Below are 15,328 nucleotides of genomic sequence, written 5' to 3' on the forward strand. Positions count from 1 at the left end.
TGCGGGCACCGGCGTGGTCGCAGTGATTTTGGAGGTGATCATGACACGACCGCACGGCGACACCAATACCGGCAGGCAGGACAAGGACAAGGGCGCGCTCGAGAAGCTGGCCAATCTCGTCGAACCGCCCAGCCGGGACGTCAGCGACGAGGAAATTTTCGACCCCGGCTCCAACATTCCCAGCTCGGACCGGGTATTGAACGAATCCGAAGCTCCGCCTTCCAAGCGCAGCCCCCGGTAAGGTAGCGAGGCGGCCCGTTCAGGGCTGCCCCACCTGCTTTCTCCATGCCGCTACATCACGGCAAATATGACGCCAAGACCGACCAGCATCGCAAGCACCAGCAAGGCTACGAGAATGGGAGGCTTCATCTTGTTGACCTTTCCTGTCAATTCAGCAATTTGAATTTTTGAGGCATGCGGCCTCATTTCGTTCACTCTTGGCTCATTCGGAACGCGATGCGGCCTTGCAGAACGGGCATCGGCGACTGCACCCTGTGCGCAAAGGCAAGCTCGACTACAATCGATCTTCGAGACCAACGATCGAAAGCTCCCCATGGCCGCCACGCCTGTTTTTACTCCCGGTTCGACCGCCAAGCCGCCCCTCGCTCCCCGCCCCGCCGCAACCCTGATCCTCGTACGCGACGGTGAGCAAGGCCTGGAAGTCTTTCTGCTGCAGCGCACGCATCAGGCGGCCTTTGTGCCGGGCGGTTATGTGTTTCCCGGCGGAGCCGTCGATGCTGCCGACAGCGATCCGTTCTTTGCATCCGGTCTCCTCGACGACGCGGAAGCCAGCCGCAGGCTCGGCCTGCTGGCGGGAGGCCTTGCCTACTGGACCGCGGCCGTGCGCGAATGCTATGAGGAAGCCGGTATCTTGCTGGCCAGCGATGGGCAGGGCCGTCAGATAGAAGCGAGCGCGCCTTCGCTGTGCGGAGCGCTCGAGGAAGCGCGAATCAAGGTTGCAGCCGGCGAACTGGCCTTTGCCGATCTGTGCCGGAGCGTGGGTGCACGGCCGGCCTTTGAAGAGCTCGTCTACTTTGCCCACTGGATCACGCCGGTCGGTGCGCCGCGCCGTTTCGATACGCGTTTCTTCATCGGCGTGGCACCGGCCAATCAGTGCGGCTCGCATGATAACGGCGAGACGATCGCCAGCATGTGGCTGCGTCCCGAAGACGCGCTCGCGCGCCACCGCGCCGGCGAAGTCGAGATGATGTTTGCCACCGTGCGCACGCTGCAAACGCTGGCGCGTTTCGACAGCACCTCCGCATTGATGGACTTCGCGCGGGCGCAGACGAGCGTGCCGACGCACCAGCCCAGGGTCTCCACCGGCAGCAAGGGACGCCGGGTTCTGATCCAGGGCGACGCTGCCTATGCCGAAGTCGGCAAGCTCGACCCGGAAGGCAAGGGGCATGCCGCAAGCGATATCACCCCGGGCGAAGTCACCGTGCTGTCGCGCTACCTGCGCAGGGTGACCGCGCCCAACCCCGGTTTCATGACCGGCCCCGGCACCAACAGCTACTTGGTTGGCGAAGGAGAGGAACTCGCGCTGATCGACCCCGGCCCGGCCGATGCAGAGCATGTTGCCGCGCTGCTGCGCCATGCCGGCGGCCGCATCCGCTGGATACTGACCACGCATACCCATATCGACCATTCGCCTGCCGCCGCGCTCGTCAAGGCGGAAACCGGTGCCCAGCTGCTTGGGATGCCTGCGCCTGCGCACGGCAATCAGGATTCGTCCTTCATGCCCGACGTCGTCCCGCAGGACGGCATGCGGATCCATGTCGGCGATTGCACCCTGCGCGTCATACACACGCCTGGCCATGCTTCCAACCATCTCTGCTATCTCCTGGAAGAAGACCGGATCCTGCTGACCGGCGACCATGTCATGCAAGGCTCGACCGTCGTCATCAATCCGCCCGACGGAAACATGCATGCCTACTTGGCTTCATTGCAGGGACTGAAGTCGCTTGACGCCGAATATTTCGCTCCGGGCCATGGCTTCCTCATGGCGAATCCGCATGCGGTCATCGACCGCATCGTTGCGCACAGAATGGCGCGGGAAGAGAAAATCGTGAAAGCGCTGGCCGGACTGCAGGAGGCGAATCTCGAGCAGCTGCTTGCCCTCGCCTATGATGACGTGCCGCCGCAGCGGCATGCGATGGCAGCGCGTTCGCTGCTGGCCCATCTGGAAAAGTTGCAGGCGGACGGACGCGCCGTGCTGTCTGGCGTGCTTTGGCGCCCTTCCGGAAATGGCTCGGCGCCGCAGGCTTGAAGCTACAGATGTGATGCTCGCCATGCCGGCTGCGTCAGAAAGCGTTATTGACTTCTGACGCAGCCGGATGAATCCGGAAGTCTTCAGTACGAGTCGTAAACCGATTGCCTGCGCTCGAACAGCGGACGCTGGCGGGAAAGATCGATCGCGCGGCGCTGGGGGAAACGCCCGGCCAGGAAGAAATGCATGGGGTTGCGCCTGTCAACTCCATGGTCGGAGTAGCGTCTTCCTTTCTGCTGCGTACGGCCCATCGACAGCCACGCCACGGCGGCCAATCCGCCTGCCAGGCCGATCAGCAATCCCTTGTTGCCGAGCAGACGTGTCGTTCGTCCCGTCGTCGGCACCTTCTTGTTCAATTCCATTGCAACGCCTCCTGTATCCTGTCTTCTGCTGCATACATTGTCAAAAACCGTGTTGCCTGATATCCAATAGGACTATGCGTCCTGCAGGTTTGTTCTTGCCTGCCGAAACCGCTCAAATGCAGGCACTTCCATTGTCGCAAGCCTTCCTGTTTGGCCTTCGAGAAATCTCAAGTTCCCTGATGCATTTCCGGAAGCGAACGCGGAACCGCGCAGCCTGTGCGAACTCTGTCCAGATAACAGGCCTTCACCCAATGAACTCGACCATGGAAAAATTCTTGATTCGAAACGAATTCGGGCAGGCGCAGGAATTGATCGGCGAAGAAATCGTGGTGCCGGATTTCGAGGAACTGCAATTCATCCTGCATGCCTGGCTGTATGACAAGCAAGGCGGATGGGCCATCACCGAACGTTCTTCCGGAAAGCGCATCACCAGCGGCCCCCAGGGAACCGAGCACACCGCGCGCGAGCAGCTGGAGCGCCAGCTGCGCCTGCACGGCAAGGATGCGCTGATGCGCGTACTGGGCGCGGGAAGGCTGTCGAGCTGAAGAGCCGGCCGCGCCTGGTGGCCGCCATCACTTCTCGTCCTACGCTCCGTGCTCAGGCTGCAAGACCTCGAAGATGCCTGCATCGCTGATGGCCTGCTTCACGTCGGCATACCGGTTCTGGTAGATGCTGACCTGCGCATCGTACTCTTCCCTCCCGATATGATTGCCGTGCTGATAGGCAATGATTTCGTTGAGCTTGTCGCTCAGGGGCACCGACAGCCATAACCTGCGTACGGCCTTGATCTCCCGGCTGCGCCGGTCGATAAGGCTCACGCACAGCATGTAACGGCTGTCCTTGGTCAAGGCCTCGGGTACGGGACGCGTTTCCGGCGGATAGAGAAATACATGGAATTGCGCATCGCCGGTCATCCTGTCGCCGATCTGCCATGGCACCACCGCGATGTCCTGGACTTGCATCACGCCGATGCGAACGTCATCCTCGCTCACGGCGCGCACCAGCTCGTCGGGCACATCCGCAAAAAACAATCGCAGTTCGGGGCCCGACTTGGAAAACTCGAAGACGGCCGAATCGCTGTCGAGCAAGGTACCGCCATAGGTCTTGCCGACTTCCAGTACTTCTGGGGTCATACGCTCTCCTGTTGCATGGGCGGGACCGCGGGCGCGCATGACATGCTTGCGCGCCCGCGGTAAAAACTACCGATGGGAAGGGGGAAAATGACGCTCAGCTGTTGAGCGCGCCGGGACTGACGCTCACGCTCAGATCACCGGCCCTGCCGTTCTGCCGCGAGTAGAGCCATGCCGCATAATCCTTGATCACCGACATGCGGTCGTCGTCATTCATGTCCCTCCATGCGGTCCCGTGGTGGTGATGCGCGATCACTTCGTCGAGTGAGAATTCGACGGAGCTTTCCTGGCCATCATCATTGATTGCCGCCTTGATCCGACTCATGTCCGCTCCTTTCCTGGAATGTCTTGTTGGGAAAGAACGAGAAGCGAAAGCCGTGCCTGCATGCGGAAAGACAGGCGGGATAAGCAGCGATGCATGGCCGATGTGCAGCGTGCGCTCCACTCAGCGGCTTGCAGAAGGCATGCGGGCCAACTGTTCGTCGACGAAGCCGTCGAACGCCTGCAGCAGCGGCAGGTATTTTGATTCGTCATTTTCAAGCTGCATCAATGCCTGGCAAACGGCTTCCAGCGTGGAAAGCTGATCGGGCGCATGCGCCTTCCGGATGCGGTAGCGCGACGGACTGACCTCCTGCAAGGACATCCTTGGCAATGTCTGCAGCATGGGATTGAGGAACAGCTGCTTGCGGCTCTTGCGCCAGGTGCCGTCCAGCACCACCAGGCGCAGGCGGGCCGGATCGGTTGGAATGCCGGCAGGACGGTCTCGTTCGGACGACGGCGCGGTTCCGGGGGCGTCCGGGTAGAGCAATACCGGAGAAATGCATTCCCTCCCGGTTTCGAGGGGCGCATGCAGTAGGCGCTGCAGCGCTTCGGACTCGAATTTCTCTCCCGCCACCAGGCGGCTGCCTTTCAGGCTCAGATGCAGCAGCATCGCGCTGCCCTTCGCCTCGCGGCTTTCCATCGGATGCTGGAGGATCAGCACTTGGGGAACCGGTTCGACCGGCGTGATCCAGCGGCAGATGCAGGCGGACTGCGGACGCCGGCAGCGCTCGCACAAGATGCGGCGGGGCCTGTCGGAGATGAAATGAAGGGGATCGGTCGGCGTCATGCAAAATGGACTGAGTGGATGCTGCTGCGACGAAAAACGCGACGACTATACCATCCGAGCACATTCGAACGGCAGGCCCTCGAGCCGGCCCCGTCAATCAAGGCGAACGTTTCCTGCCACTGTACCGGAAAACCGCCCGGGCCAGAGGATGCAACTATTTGCCAAAGTGTATTGGCCTCATGCCGGAAAGCACCGTTAAGCTGATGTGTATCCCTGCCGCTTTCTTACACCCTTACACGACTGGCCCCACATGGAAACCCTGCAAGCACCGAACGTCTCTTCCCTCGATCACCTGCTGCCGCAAGAGCCCTTGCTGATGATGGGCGCGGGCCCGGTTCCCATTCCGCACAAGGTTGCCTACGCCAACTCGATCGTCATCAATCATCTTGGTGAAACCATGAACAAGGTGATCGAACAGGTAAAGGAAATGGGCGCCTACGTGTTCCAGACTTCATCGCGCCATGTGCTCGGCGTCGCCGGTCCGGGTTCCGCGGCAATGGAAATGGCGATCGTCAATCTGGTCGAACCGGGCAGCAAGGTGCTCGCGGTATGCAACGGCTACTTCAGCCGCCGCATGGCCGACATGGCGGCCCGCGTCGGCGGCGAAGTGGTCACGCTGGAAGTGGAATCGAACCGGGCCGCCGACCCGGACGAAGTCGAGCGCTATCTGAAGCAGGGCGATTTCCGCACGCTCACCATTGTGCAGGGCGAAACGTCGAACACCGTGTTCAACCGCCATCTCGAATCGATTTCCCGCCTGGCGCACCGCTACGGATGCATGGTGATCGTCGATGCGGTCTGCACGCTGAGCACCATGCCGCTGGAAATGGACAGGTGGAAGATCGATGCGGTCATCACCGGCGGGCAGAAAGGCCTGTCGTCGATTCCCGGCGTGTCGCTGCTGGCGTTTTCCGAAAATGCGTGGAGCCGCATCTCCGCACGCAGGCATACCCTGTCCCACTGGTGCCTGGATGCCCTGCTGGCCGACAAGTTCTGGAACCAGAAGTCCTATCACTATACGGCCCCGGTGTCGGGCATCCTCGCGCTGCATGAAGCCCTGCGCCTGGTTTGCGAAGAAACCCTGCCGCGCCGCTTCGAGCGGCATGCGCTGTGTTCGCTGGCGCTGCAGCGTGGCATTGAAGCCATGGGACTGGAGCTGCCGGTACCTGCCGACGTCAGGCTCAATTCGGTGGTCGGGATCACCGTGCCGGACGGCGTGTCGGGGGATGCGGTGCGGACTCACATGTCGCGCGTGCACAAGGTCGAAATTTCCGGCTCCTTCGGCGCCAACATCGTGCGCATCGGCCAGATGGGCGAGCAGAGCCGCGCGCACAATCTCTTCCGTACCCTGCACGCGCTGGGCACGAGCATGCAGTATGCCGGCGCCGCGGTCGATCTGCCGTCGGGCATTGCCGAGCTTGAAAAGGGCTTGTCGGGAAGCTGACCGCACGGCCTTGCCAGGGAGATGCAGGTCAATGTCTATTGACCATTGATCTACTTCTACTGCATTGCGGCCGGTTCATCCGATCCGGGCGCTTTGCCTGACGTCGGGCGGGAACGCGCGAGAGCGTCCGCCAGTGCCTGCCTGGTGGCCGGCTTGACGAGATGATGGTCGAATCCCGCGGCCTCTGAGCGGTCGAGGTCTTCCTTGCGTCCGTAGCCGGTCACGGCCACCAGCAGCGCATGCGCCGTGGCAGGAACCGCTCTCAGCTGGCGCGCCAAGGTATAACCATCGATTTCCGGCAAGCCGATATCCAGCAGGAAGGCATCTGGAGGATCTGCGATAGCACGCTCCAGCGCGGTGTCGGCGCGATGCTCTACGCTGACACGATACCCTTCCGCTTCCATCAGGACCGCGAGGCTGTGTGCCGCGTCGACGTTGTCGTCGACAATCATGACATGCATGCCGGCGCGTTCCTGCGCCGGCGGCGCGACGGGCGAGGCATCCGGGTCGATGATTTCCATGTCCAGCCGCGGCAGCCGCACCGTGAAGAGACTGCCCTTGTCCGTACCCTCGCTGTAGGCTTCCACGACGCCGTCATGCAGTTCCACGAGGCTGCGCACCAGGGCCAGGCCCAGGCCCAGGCCTCCTTGTGAACGATCAGGCGTGCGCTCGGCCTGTGTGAACAGTTCGAACACGTGAGGAAGCAGCGCGGGAGAAATGCCGATGCCGGTGTCGCGCACGCTGAGCTCCACCTTGTCTGCATCGGCCGCGACCATCAATACGATCTCGCCGCCCTCGCCGGTATATTTCGCGGCATTGTTGAGCAGATTGGTCACGATCTGCACCAGCCGCTTGCGGTCGCCAAGCACGCATGCCTGCGGCGGTACCGGCTGCACCGTGAGGCGATGCCGCCGCGCCTCGATCAGGGGCTTGACCTGCTCCACCGCGCCGGCCACGACGTCGGCCATCCGCACCGGCTCCTTCTCCACCTTGACGAGGCCGCGCGTCACCCTGGAAACATCGAGAAGATCGTTGATCAGGCTGGTCATGTGGTCGACCTGGCGCGTGATGATCTCGCTGGTCTGGCGCAGGCGCTCGGCGTCCGGTCCGGTCAGCTTGAGGATTTCGGCAGCCGTGCTGATCGGCGCCAGCGGATTGCGCAGCTCGTGCGCCAGCATGGCAAGGAATTCGTCCTTGCGCTGATTCGCCATGCGCAGCGCCTCCTCGGCATTCTTGCGCACCGTCACGTCGATTGAAATGCCCCGAATGGCGCGTGCCTGCCCGCCCTGATCGCTGATCACCCTGCCGCGGGATTCTATCCAGACCATGTTGTCATTGTCGGGACGGATCATGCGCACTACCTGGTTGAACTGGCTGCGCTCCGCGACGGCCTTTTCCACCGCACGCTGGAATCGCTGCCGGTCGTCGTGATGCACGGCGCTCCAGGCATCGGTTCCCGAGTCCCAGACCTCACCGAAGATGTCGGGTGCGTTCGGCGAAAAACGGATGGCGTCGCTGGACAGATCCCAGTCCCATACCGCCATTCTCGCCGCGACCAGTCCTTCGCGCAGCCGCTCCTCGCTTTCGCGAACCGCCCGCTCCGCCTGTTCGATCTGCGACACATCGGTATTGGTGCCGAACCACTGCACGATGCGTCCGCTGCCGTCGCGCAGGGGCGCCGCAGAGGCGAAGAACGGCCTGAATTCGCCGTCGGCACCGCGCAGCGGAAAGGTCATCTGGAACGGCTGGCCCTGCTCGATGTGTTCCCTGATGCGCTCGAACACCGAATCCTGCATCGCCGGATGGTGGACGATGCGCCAGCCGAATTCCTTCATCTGCTGCGGCGTCGTGCCGGTGTACTCGTACCAGCGGTCGTTGAACCAGTGTATTTTTCCATCCGGCCCGGCGACCCAGGCCAGCTGGGGAATGGTGTTGGCAAGCTGCAGAAAACGTTCCCGTTCTTCCTGCAGTTGCGCATGCTGCTCGTAAATGCGGTCGAGCATGTGATTGATCGATCCGGCGAGGCTGGACACTTCGATGCTGCCTTCAATCGGAGCGCGCTGCGTTCCCAGACCGCCGTCGACAACGCTGCGGGAAAACGATTCCAGCCTGCGCAGATCCTGCGTCAGCCGGAGCGCGAGGCGCGCTCCGAGCACCAGCACCGTTCCCGCGAGCGCCATAGCGATAATGGCGATGACGGCAAATCTCGGCGCCAGCTCCCTCGCCGATGTCGGCTGCAGCGGCTCGATGACCTGAAACCGCAGGTGCTTGAGCGATTCGGGCATATTCACCGGAACGGTGACCATGTCCTCATTCTCTCTTGCAGGCAGCGGCTGGCCCGCCCATGCCAGCTGCGCCATGTCGTTCGGCCGCAAGTCGGCCAGCACCATCTTGTAGATCAGCGCGCCTTCGGGAGTCTCCGTGCGCGAATAGCTCAGCATCTCGACGGCAATCAACTCCGGCCCGCGGTCCGATTCGATGATTTCGGCGGCTTCCCTTCCTGTTTCAAGCTGCTTTCGCAGCCAGGACATTTCCTTTTCGCTGAAGCGGCCGAGCCCGTTGCTGGAGATCTCGGCACCGGAGAAATCCGTGAACAGGATGTAGATGGGAACACCGTTGATCTGGCGGATGCTGGAAAGATACGGCGCAAGATAGGTTTCCCTTCCGGCGCTGTCGACCAGGCCTGTCGCAAGAATGCTGCTGTTGGCAGCCTCATTCATGCGCGACGCTGCTGAGTGCAAGGTAGCGCTTACGGTTGCGGCATGAAAATCCGCTTCCTTCTTCGAAACGATGCGCATCGCGGTGATGTGCTGCTGGCTGACCAGCCACCAGGACGACATCACCGTGAGCAACAGCGCGAATGCCGCCAGCGCCGCGCTGGTGACGGCGAAGCGTCGCGTCAGGCTACTGGCGGCGGTGCGTTGATGAATCATGCATCACTTCTTTATCGGAACAAGCACGCCGTCTTCCCGGAAGCGGGCCATCAGCAATTCATCGGGACCGAGCGCCTCATGCCGCGTCGCCGTGAACGGAGGCTTGTAATGCTTGACCAGCCCGCGATATTCGCGCACCTTTTCCAGCGCATCGCGCACGGCCGGCCGGTCGGTGGTGCCCGCAAGAGCAATCGCACGCGCCAGGATGTGCATCATGTCATAAGCATGCGCTACCCCTACCGGCGCCTGTATGTCTTCTATCCTGCGGATGTCCGAAATGGTCGACAGCGTGCGCATGAATTTCTCCAGCGGCTGCTTCGCAGCATTGAAAAAACTGAAGGTCTGGATGACGCTGAAGTCCACTTGGTGCAAGGCAGGCCCGGCCTGCTTGACGAACTCGCCGCCGGTGATGCCCCAGTGGCTGAGAATGGGAATGCGCTTTTCCTTCGGCAACGCCGCCACTTCCTTGACCAGCACTGCCGCTTCGTCGTCGTTTGCCACCAGCAGCACCGCATCGGCGCCGGCATCAAGCAGCTTGAGGTACTTGTCGACCAGCGTGGTGTCGCGCCAGTTGTACCAGGTGGTACGCACGATGCTGATATCGCTCGCAGTATCGGCGAATTTCTCCGCCGCCGCGAGGTTGCTCCTGCCCCAGGAAGTATTGGTCAGCAGCAGGCCGACCTTCTTGAGCTTGCGCTGCCGCGCATTTTTCAGCATCGTCGGCATCGCCAGGCTGTCGCGCAGCGAAAGACGATAGATGAAGTTCGGATTCATGCCGTTGTCGACGATGATATCGGCCGAGGACCAGACCGCCAGGAAAAGCAGCTTGGTTTCCTTCAGCTTGGGCAGCTGCTCGATGATGACGGGGCTGAAGCGTCCTCCGAATACCGCAACCACGTTCGGCATGGCTGCGAACTCCTGGATGTTGCGAATGCCGCGCGCCGGCATGGAGCGGTGATCGCGGGTGATGACTTCAATCGGCCTGCCGCCGAGCAGGCCGCCGGCTGCATTGATTTCAGTTGCGGCGGCGCGCACGCCCAGTTCCACCGCCTGTGCCGAAGTACTGTTGGCCAAGCCGAACTCGCCGTCGATGCCGACGACGATGGACGCCTTGCCGGCCGTGTCGGCAGCGCCCGAAGCGAACGGCGAAAGCAGCCCCGAAAGAAGTCCGAGCGCAAGCAGCTGCCTGCGCTTGGAAACGGGTTGCAAACGAGAATAGTGCATGTCAGCTCCAGATTTGCTTATGAACTGCGTAGCAGCAGCGTATATTGACACGATTCGCGTTACCGAGTGCCTTGCAATAACTTCAATCAGAGGTGCGGCCAGGGCAGCTTCACGCCATCCCAGAAATCGCACTGCGCATCCTGCGCGCCGTTCTTCAGCGACAGCGCCGGCGCAATGTCGAGATAGGCATCCTGTGCCTTTGTGTACGGCTTCCAGGCAACGCCGTCCGCGCTTCCCGGGATACCGTTCCTGGCCATCGAGGTCCAGTAGGCAATCATGGCATTCTGCACTTTCAGGTCATCCGGCGTCGGCCGATAGCTGCCCTGCCATGGAAACAGGAATGCATGCTCGATGGTGTGCACCGCGCCGAGCGCCTTCTGCTGCGCATCGTTCTGCAGCGTGTGCGTGAACAGGTAGCGGTACACCGGCGGGTTGCCGGCCTCGGTGAGCGTGCGTGCGACACGGCGGCTCTGGCAGGTGAACAAGGCATCCGTGGTCAGCCTGACAAAGGCGGCGCGCGGCGTCGGGTATGCCTGGAGCGGATAGCGTGCCGCGACAGCGTCGACATTGCCTTTGCCGAAGACCTTTTCGATGCCTGCCGCATAGCTTGATGCATCGGTTACGGGGCCGACGGCATTGACGAACAACATTGTTTCTTCGCTCGAATTGCCGATGATGACAGGCATAGCCGCATGGCCGCGCTCGCGAATGATGTCGATGGGCTGACGCGGAAAGACAAAGCCGTCCACATTCGGACCGTAGAGGCGCGGCAATACGCCGAAGGTGCCCGGCAGCGCCTGCACGATGTCCTTCGCGCTCTTGCCGCGCAGGCAGGCGGCGACATCGCTTGCTTTGTTTCCGGCTTTGTCGCAGCCGGTCAGCTGCGCGATTCGCTGGCCGGTGCCCTGCTCGGCGTCAGCCAGGGTCTGCATCTCGCAGCCTGTAGGCACGCTGCTCTGCAGCGAGGCGCCATGGAACAGGCCGCGGGCCTGCGGCGACGTCATCAGCGCGCACAGGTTGCCGCCGCCGGCCGAGGTGCCGAAGAGAAAGATACGCCTGGGATCGCCTCCGAAGGCCGCAATGTTCTGCCGCAGCCACTTGAGCATGGCAATGTGATCAAGGCTGCCATAATTGCCGGATACCTTTTCGCTGCGTTCCGCGTCCAGCGCCGGATGCGCGAGATAGCCGAGCGCGCCAAGGCGAGCATTGAAGCTCACATACACTACACCTTCGGGGACGAGTTTCTCGCCGTTGTAATTGACGCCGCCGAAGCCTGACGAACCCTGGCCCGAGAATGCGTGATTGCCGCCGCCTGTCAGAAAGACCATGACGGGCAGCGATCCGGCTGCGGCCTGCCTGGGTTTCCAGATGTTCAAGCTCAGGCAATCCTCGTCGCCGATCACCTCCTTGCCGTCGATCTGGGGACATACCGGTCCGAACGCGGACGCATCCCGTACTCCCTGCCAGGCAGCAGGGGCAACAGGCGGATGGAAGCGCAGCTCGCCGACCGGCGGCGCAGCATAAGGAATGCCCTTGAATGTGACCAGGTCATTCTGCACTGCGCCTCGGACCGCGCCCTGTTCAGTGCAGATGGTCTCCGGGCCGGCGGTACTGCACGCCGATGCGGATGTCTTGGCTGCAGTGCTGCAGCCGGATACGGCCACGGCGGCAAGTGCCGCGAAGAACAGTTGAGGAATAAAGAACTTATTGTTGTCCATGGGTGTTGTCTCCGTTTTTATTTGTGACCATGTTGTCGGTCGACAGCATCGGTCGCTATTTTAAGACTGATTCCGTCATGATTTCAGCGCGAAAGGCTCGGAACTACAGGGCAAGATTGCATCCCGGAAAAGCACTGCAGCAACAACCGCGAACATGACGGCAACACCGCGGAAAATAAGCCGCAATGGCGAAATGCCTCGGGAAAAATTTTTATTGCAGGCGTATGCGCATTACGTGGAGAGCGCCTGTGCAAAGACAGGGGTGAACTGGTAAGCGAGCTGACCGTCCCGCACGCCGAATGCCTGCAGGATGCGAAAGCCCAGCCATTCGGTTTCGCCGGACAGCAGGATCTCCGCTTCAAAGATCTCGCGCATGAGCACCATGGTGGCATTCCAGTCGTCGGCATCGACCGGCATCAGGGTCAGGGATGAACGCTGCTGAGGCGACGCCACGATGGTGTGCGCAGCCAGCGTGTCGAGCAGCTCGAGCGCCGCTTCGCTAAGCACGTCCTGAACCAGTTTGTTGATGTTCATGGTCACAGTATGGAGGTCTGGTTGATGAAGGCCATGAGGCGGCACAATACCGCCGCTCGGCATTGCGCACATCGCGTTACGGACAGTCGGTTCATTTGAGCTGCAGCAGCACGCTCCAGTACTGCAGGTTGACATTCTGCCGCCGGCAATGCTTTTGCAGCAGGCAAGCCGCGTCATCCTCGGGTGCGAACAGCAGGGGACTGTGGTTGCCGGACAGGACATTTGCCTCGTTCAAACGCAGCCTGCGGCGCACCACGGACTGCAGCACATTGCCGCCGATGGTGTCGATCTTGCGCGCGGCCCGGTCCACGTCGACCACCAGTTCGCAGTGCGAGGCAGTGATGAAGTGTTCCGCGCGAATCGCCTCCCGCCATTCGGAGAAACGCTTGAGCGGTTTGCCGCCGCGGGAATAGCACAGCAGGTCGCCGACGCGCGGGACGGTCTGCTCGGGGTCGCAGGCGCGGTAGGCATAGGCCCGGTCGTCGTCGAAGGCCGCCTTGATGTAATCGGAATGCGTCGCCGAATACCGGAATTGCGCATCGCTCAATCCGGCCTTGTGCATGAGGTAGGAAATGAATGTCGCCGACCACGGCGAATCGTTCAGCGCGGCGCGCACCAGCGCCTCCCGCAGCGCGGTCTGCGCATCGTACGATTCCATACCTTCCGCAACTTCAGCAGTTTCCGGTATCAGGCTGCGCAGCCGCAATTCCTTTGGGCGTGCGCCGGTCTGCGCATCGTCCAGCAGGCCGGGCACGAATATCAGCTTGCGGTTCCCGGGCTCGCCCTGGACATGCTCGCCGAGAGCCAGCCAGTATTCCCAGACCCGGCGCCAGGCGAACCGGCCGGGACGATCTCGCGTGCTTGCGCCGGTATCGGGATCGTGGAGCAGTTCGGTTTCGGACTCCATGGAACCGAAGCGCAGCAGCGTGCCGTCGTCATCGATGCGGTGCCCGTTGAACTCGCGGTATTCGCCGTCGGCGATGCCGGCCAGCCCAAGCGCCAGCGCGGAAGGCCTGCCGGGATGTGCGCATGTCTGCGCATGCGCGTGCACGGGAAGACAATGGAGCAGGAATGCGACGGCGGAGGCAAGAGCGAAACGCGGAAGAGACAGATTGCGCATAGGCTGCATCGGCAAGACCATGATGGCCGATGAGCATAGCATGCCTGCCCGATGCCGTCGCGGCCCGGACAGGCGTGCCCGGCGTCAGCCGCGCGCCTTGCGGTCGCCTGCCGCGGAAAGGATCGCGTACAGGATGATGGCGCCGAAGGTGGCGGTGCCGATGCCGCCCAGCGAGAACTGGCCGAGCTTCAGGGTGAAGTCGCCGGCGCCGAGCACCAGCGTGACTGCCGCAACGATCAGGTTGCGGTTGTCGGAAAAGTCCACCTTGTTTTCCACCCAGATGCGTGCACCGGCTACCGCAATCAGGCCGAAGACAACGATGGACACGCCGCCGAGCACCGGGCCGGGGATGGTCTGGATGACCGCGCCGAATTTCGGCGAGAAGCCGAGCACGAGAGCGACGACGGCGGCGATCACGAAGACCAGCGTCGAATAGATGCGGGTAACGGCCATGACGCCGATGTTCTCGGCATAGGTTGTCACGCCGGTGCCGCCGGCGGAGCCGGAAATCATGGTGGCGACGCCGTCGCCGATGAAAGCGCGGCCCATGTAGCGGTCGAGGTTCTTGCCGGTCATGGCGCTGACGGCCTTGATGTGGCCGAGGTTTTCCGCGACCAGGATGATGGCGATCGGCGCCAGCAAACTCATCGCGTCAGCCTTGAATACCGGGGCCACGAATTTCGGCATGCCGAACCACGGCGCATTGGCGACGATGCCGAAATCGATCGGCTTGCCGAGGCCGGCGCCGTTGGTCAGCACCGCATAGATGACATAGGCCAGCAGCAGGCCGATGAGGATCAGCAGCCGCTGCATCATGCCGCGCGTGAAAACCGCCACGCCGCCGACGCAGAGGATGGTGATCAATGCCATCCATGCGTCGAAATTGTTGGCCACCACGCCCTTGACCGCGATGGGCGCGAGGTTGAGCCCGATGACCGCCACCACGGCGCCGGTCACGACCGGCGGCATCAGCCTTTCGATCCAGTTCGTGCCGACTGCCGTCACCAGCAGGCCGATCAGCGTGTAAAGCGCGCCGCAGGCAATGATGCCGCCGAGCGCAACGCCCATGTTGGGATTGGGGCCGCTGCCGCCGTAGCCGGTCACCGCGATGACGAGGCCGATGAATGCAAAGCTCGACCCGAGGTAACTCGGCACGCGCCCGCCGACGAACACGAAGAACAGCAGCGTGCCGATGCCCGACATGAAGATGGCGAGATTCGGATCGAAGCCCATCAGCAGCGGAGCCAGCACCGTGGCGCCGAACATGGCGACCACATGCTGCAGTCCCATGGCGAACATCTGCGGCCAAGGCAGGCGCTCGTCGATATTGATTACCGGGCCAAGGCCGTCTGAGGTGCCTTGCCTGAGCCGCCATTTAGGGAAAAAGGATTCTGCCATCGGATACTCCGGTTGAGCCGTCGCGGCAGCTCCGGGCATGGCTTGCCTGGAAAGTGGCCGCGCAGGTGAAAATTAAGGAAATATTTCA

15 protein-coding genes are annotated in these 15,328 nt (G+C 62.2%); 4 read left to right on the plus strand and 11 right to left on the minus strand.

What is annotated here, in order from left to right; translation table 11 throughout:
- Positions 1-40 precede the first annotated feature (40 nt).
- Complete coding sequence (locus tag IGW03_RS27460; protein WP_194725707.1) at positions 41-241, plus strand: hypothetical protein; 201 nt, start codon at positions 41-43, stop codon at positions 239-241.
- A 50-nt stretch (positions 242-291) separates the two neighbouring features.
- Here IGW03_RS27460 and IGW03_RS27465 read toward each other — a convergent pair whose 3' ends face one another.
- Positions 292-435 (minus strand): hypothetical protein, encoded by a 144-nt coding sequence (locus IGW03_RS27465; RefSeq protein WP_194725708.1) that lies wholly within the window; start codon positions 433-435, stop codon positions 292-294.
- A gap of 118 nt (positions 436-553) precedes the next feature.
- On the opposite strand from IGW03_RS27465, the gene IGW03_RS27470 reads away from it, so the two are divergent.
- Entirely contained in the window at positions 554-2,269 is a 1,716-nt protein-coding gene (locus IGW03_RS27470; RefSeq protein ID WP_194725709.1) for an MBL fold metallo-hydrolase, read from the plus strand.
- Between the two features lie 83 nt (positions 2,270-2,352).
- Here the strand turns inward: IGW03_RS27470 and IGW03_RS27475 are convergent, their stop codons facing one another.
- Positions 2,353-2,631, minus strand: coding sequence for a hypothetical protein (locus IGW03_RS27475; RefSeq protein WP_194725710.1), 279 nt, complete (start codon positions 2,629-2,631; stop codon positions 2,353-2,355).
- A gap of 275 nt (positions 2,632-2,906) precedes the next feature.
- Between IGW03_RS27475 and IGW03_RS27480 the strand changes: the two genes are divergently transcribed.
- A complete protein-coding gene (locus IGW03_RS27480; RefSeq protein WP_194725711.1) occupies positions 2,907-3,176 on the plus strand; it encodes a hypothetical protein in 270 nt (89 codons plus the stop codon).
- Positions 3,177-3,215: 39 nt separating this feature from the next.
- On the opposite strand, the gene IGW03_RS27485 is transcribed toward IGW03_RS27480, so the two are convergent.
- The 3 genes from IGW03_RS27485 to IGW03_RS27495 all read right to left on the minus strand — a co-directional run bounded on the left by IGW03_RS27485 (position 3,216) and on the right by IGW03_RS27495 (position 4,869).
- Positions 3,216-3,764: a hypothetical protein gene (locus tag IGW03_RS27485; protein WP_194725712.1), complete on the minus strand. Its 549-nt coding sequence runs from the start codon at positions 3,762-3,764 to the stop codon at positions 3,216-3,218.
- 94 nt (positions 3,765-3,858) lie between these two features.
- On the minus strand, positions 3,859-4,086 hold the full coding sequence (locus tag IGW03_RS27490) for a hypothetical protein (RefSeq protein ID WP_194725713.1): 228 nt from the start codon (positions 4,084-4,086) through the stop codon (positions 3,859-3,861).
- Between the two features lie 120 nt (positions 4,087-4,206).
- Positions 4,207-4,869 carry a tRNA-uridine aminocarboxypropyltransferase gene (locus IGW03_RS27495; RefSeq protein WP_194725714.1) on the minus strand — a complete coding sequence of 221 codons (663 nt, stop codon included), beginning with the start codon at positions 4,867-4,869 and terminating at the stop codon, positions 4,207-4,209.
- Between the two features lie 250 nt (positions 4,870-5,119).
- Between IGW03_RS27495 and IGW03_RS27500 the strand changes: the two genes are divergently transcribed.
- On the plus strand, positions 5,120-6,313 hold the full coding sequence (locus IGW03_RS27500; RefSeq protein WP_194725715.1) for a pyridoxal-phosphate-dependent aminotransferase family protein: 1,194 nt from the start codon (positions 5,120-5,122) through the stop codon (positions 6,311-6,313).
- A 56-nt stretch (positions 6,314-6,369) separates the two neighbouring features.
- Here the strand turns inward: IGW03_RS27500 and IGW03_RS27505 are convergent, their stop codons facing one another.
- From IGW03_RS27505 to IGW03_RS27530, 6 genes are all read right to left on the minus strand, one after another.
- Positions 6,370-9,246 carry an ATP-binding protein gene (locus IGW03_RS27505; protein WP_194725716.1) on the minus strand — a complete coding sequence of 959 codons (2,877 nt, stop codon included), beginning with the start codon at positions 9,244-9,246 and terminating at the stop codon, positions 6,370-6,372.
- A 3-nt stretch (positions 9,247-9,249) separates the two neighbouring features.
- Positions 9,250-10,470: an ABC transporter substrate-binding protein gene (locus IGW03_RS27510; protein WP_228536131.1), complete on the minus strand. Its 1,221-nt coding sequence runs from the start codon at positions 10,468-10,470 to the stop codon at positions 9,250-9,252.
- Between the two features lie 86 nt (positions 10,471-10,556).
- Positions 10,557-12,188, minus strand: coding sequence for a carboxylesterase/lipase family protein (locus IGW03_RS27515; protein WP_194725717.1), 1,632 nt, complete (start codon positions 12,186-12,188; stop codon positions 10,557-10,559).
- Between the two features lie 231 nt (positions 12,189-12,419).
- Complete coding sequence (locus tag IGW03_RS27520; RefSeq protein WP_194725718.1) at positions 12,420-12,722, minus strand: hypothetical protein; 303 nt, start codon at positions 12,720-12,722, stop codon at positions 12,420-12,422.
- 91 nt (positions 12,723-12,813) lie between these two features.
- Positions 12,814-13,842 (minus strand): DUF2272 domain-containing protein, encoded by a 1,029-nt coding sequence (locus tag IGW03_RS27525; RefSeq protein WP_194725719.1) that lies wholly within the window; start codon positions 13,840-13,842, stop codon positions 12,814-12,816.
- Positions 13,843-13,926: 84 nt separating this feature from the next.
- Positions 13,927-15,240 (minus strand): solute carrier family 23 protein, encoded by a 1,314-nt coding sequence (locus IGW03_RS27530; RefSeq protein ID WP_194725720.1) that lies wholly within the window; start codon positions 15,238-15,240, stop codon positions 13,927-13,929.
- Between the last annotated feature and the right edge of the window lie 88 nt (positions 15,241-15,328).

This window comes from Noviherbaspirillum malthae (assembly GCF_015352985.1).
GTDB lineage: Bacteria > Pseudomonadota > Gammaproteobacteria > Burkholderiales > Burkholderiaceae_D > Noviherbaspirillum > Noviherbaspirillum malthae.

What these genes read in the sequence shown, in the direction of transcription:
- IGW03_RS27515 (WP_194725717.1), bottom strand. Translation starts at nt 12,188, where the DNA reads ATGGACAACAATAAGTTCTTTATTCCTCAACTGTTCTTCGCGGCACTT.
- IGW03_RS27510 (WP_228536131.1), bottom strand. Translation starts at nt 10,470, where the DNA reads ATGCACTATTCTCGTTTGCAACCCGTTTCCAAGCGCAGGCAGCTGCTT.
- IGW03_RS27495 (WP_194725714.1), bottom strand. Translation starts at nt 4,869, where the DNA reads ATGACGCCGACCGATCCCCTTCATTTCATCTCCGACAGGCCCCGCCGC.
- IGW03_RS27470 (WP_194725709.1), top strand. Translation starts at nt 554, where the DNA reads ATGGCCGCCACGCCTGTTTTTACTCCCGGTTCGACCGCCAAGCCGCCC.
- IGW03_RS27505 (WP_194725716.1), bottom strand. Translation starts at nt 9,246, where the DNA reads ATGATTCATCAACGCACCGCCGCCAGTAGCCTGACGCGACGCTTCGCC.
- IGW03_RS27520 (WP_194725718.1), bottom strand. Translation starts at nt 12,722, where the DNA reads ATGAACATCAACAAACTGGTTCAGGACGTGCTTAGCGAAGCGGCGCTC.
- IGW03_RS27490 (WP_194725713.1), bottom strand. Translation starts at nt 4,086, where the DNA reads ATGAGTCGGATCAAGGCGGCAATCAATGATGATGGCCAGGAAAGCTCC.
- IGW03_RS27525 (WP_194725719.1), bottom strand. Translation starts at nt 13,842, where the DNA reads ATGCGCAATCTGTCTCTTCCGCGTTTCGCTCTTGCCTCCGCCGTCGCA.
- IGW03_RS27460 (WP_194725707.1), top strand. Translation starts at nt 41, where the DNA reads ATGACACGACCGCACGGCGACACCAATACCGGCAGGCAGGACAAGGAC.
- IGW03_RS27475 (WP_194725710.1), bottom strand. Translation starts at nt 2,631, where the DNA reads ATGGAATTGAACAAGAAGGTGCCGACGACGGGACGAACGACACGTCTG.
- IGW03_RS27485 (WP_194725712.1), bottom strand. Translation starts at nt 3,764, where the DNA reads ATGACCCCAGAAGTACTGGAAGTCGGCAAGACCTATGGCGGTACCTTG.
- IGW03_RS27530 (WP_194725720.1), bottom strand. Translation starts at nt 15,240, where the DNA reads ATGGCAGAATCCTTTTTCCCTAAATGGCGGCTCAGGCAAGGCACCTCA.
- IGW03_RS27500 (WP_194725715.1), top strand. Translation starts at nt 5,120, where the DNA reads ATGGAAACCCTGCAAGCACCGAACGTCTCTTCCCTCGATCACCTGCTG.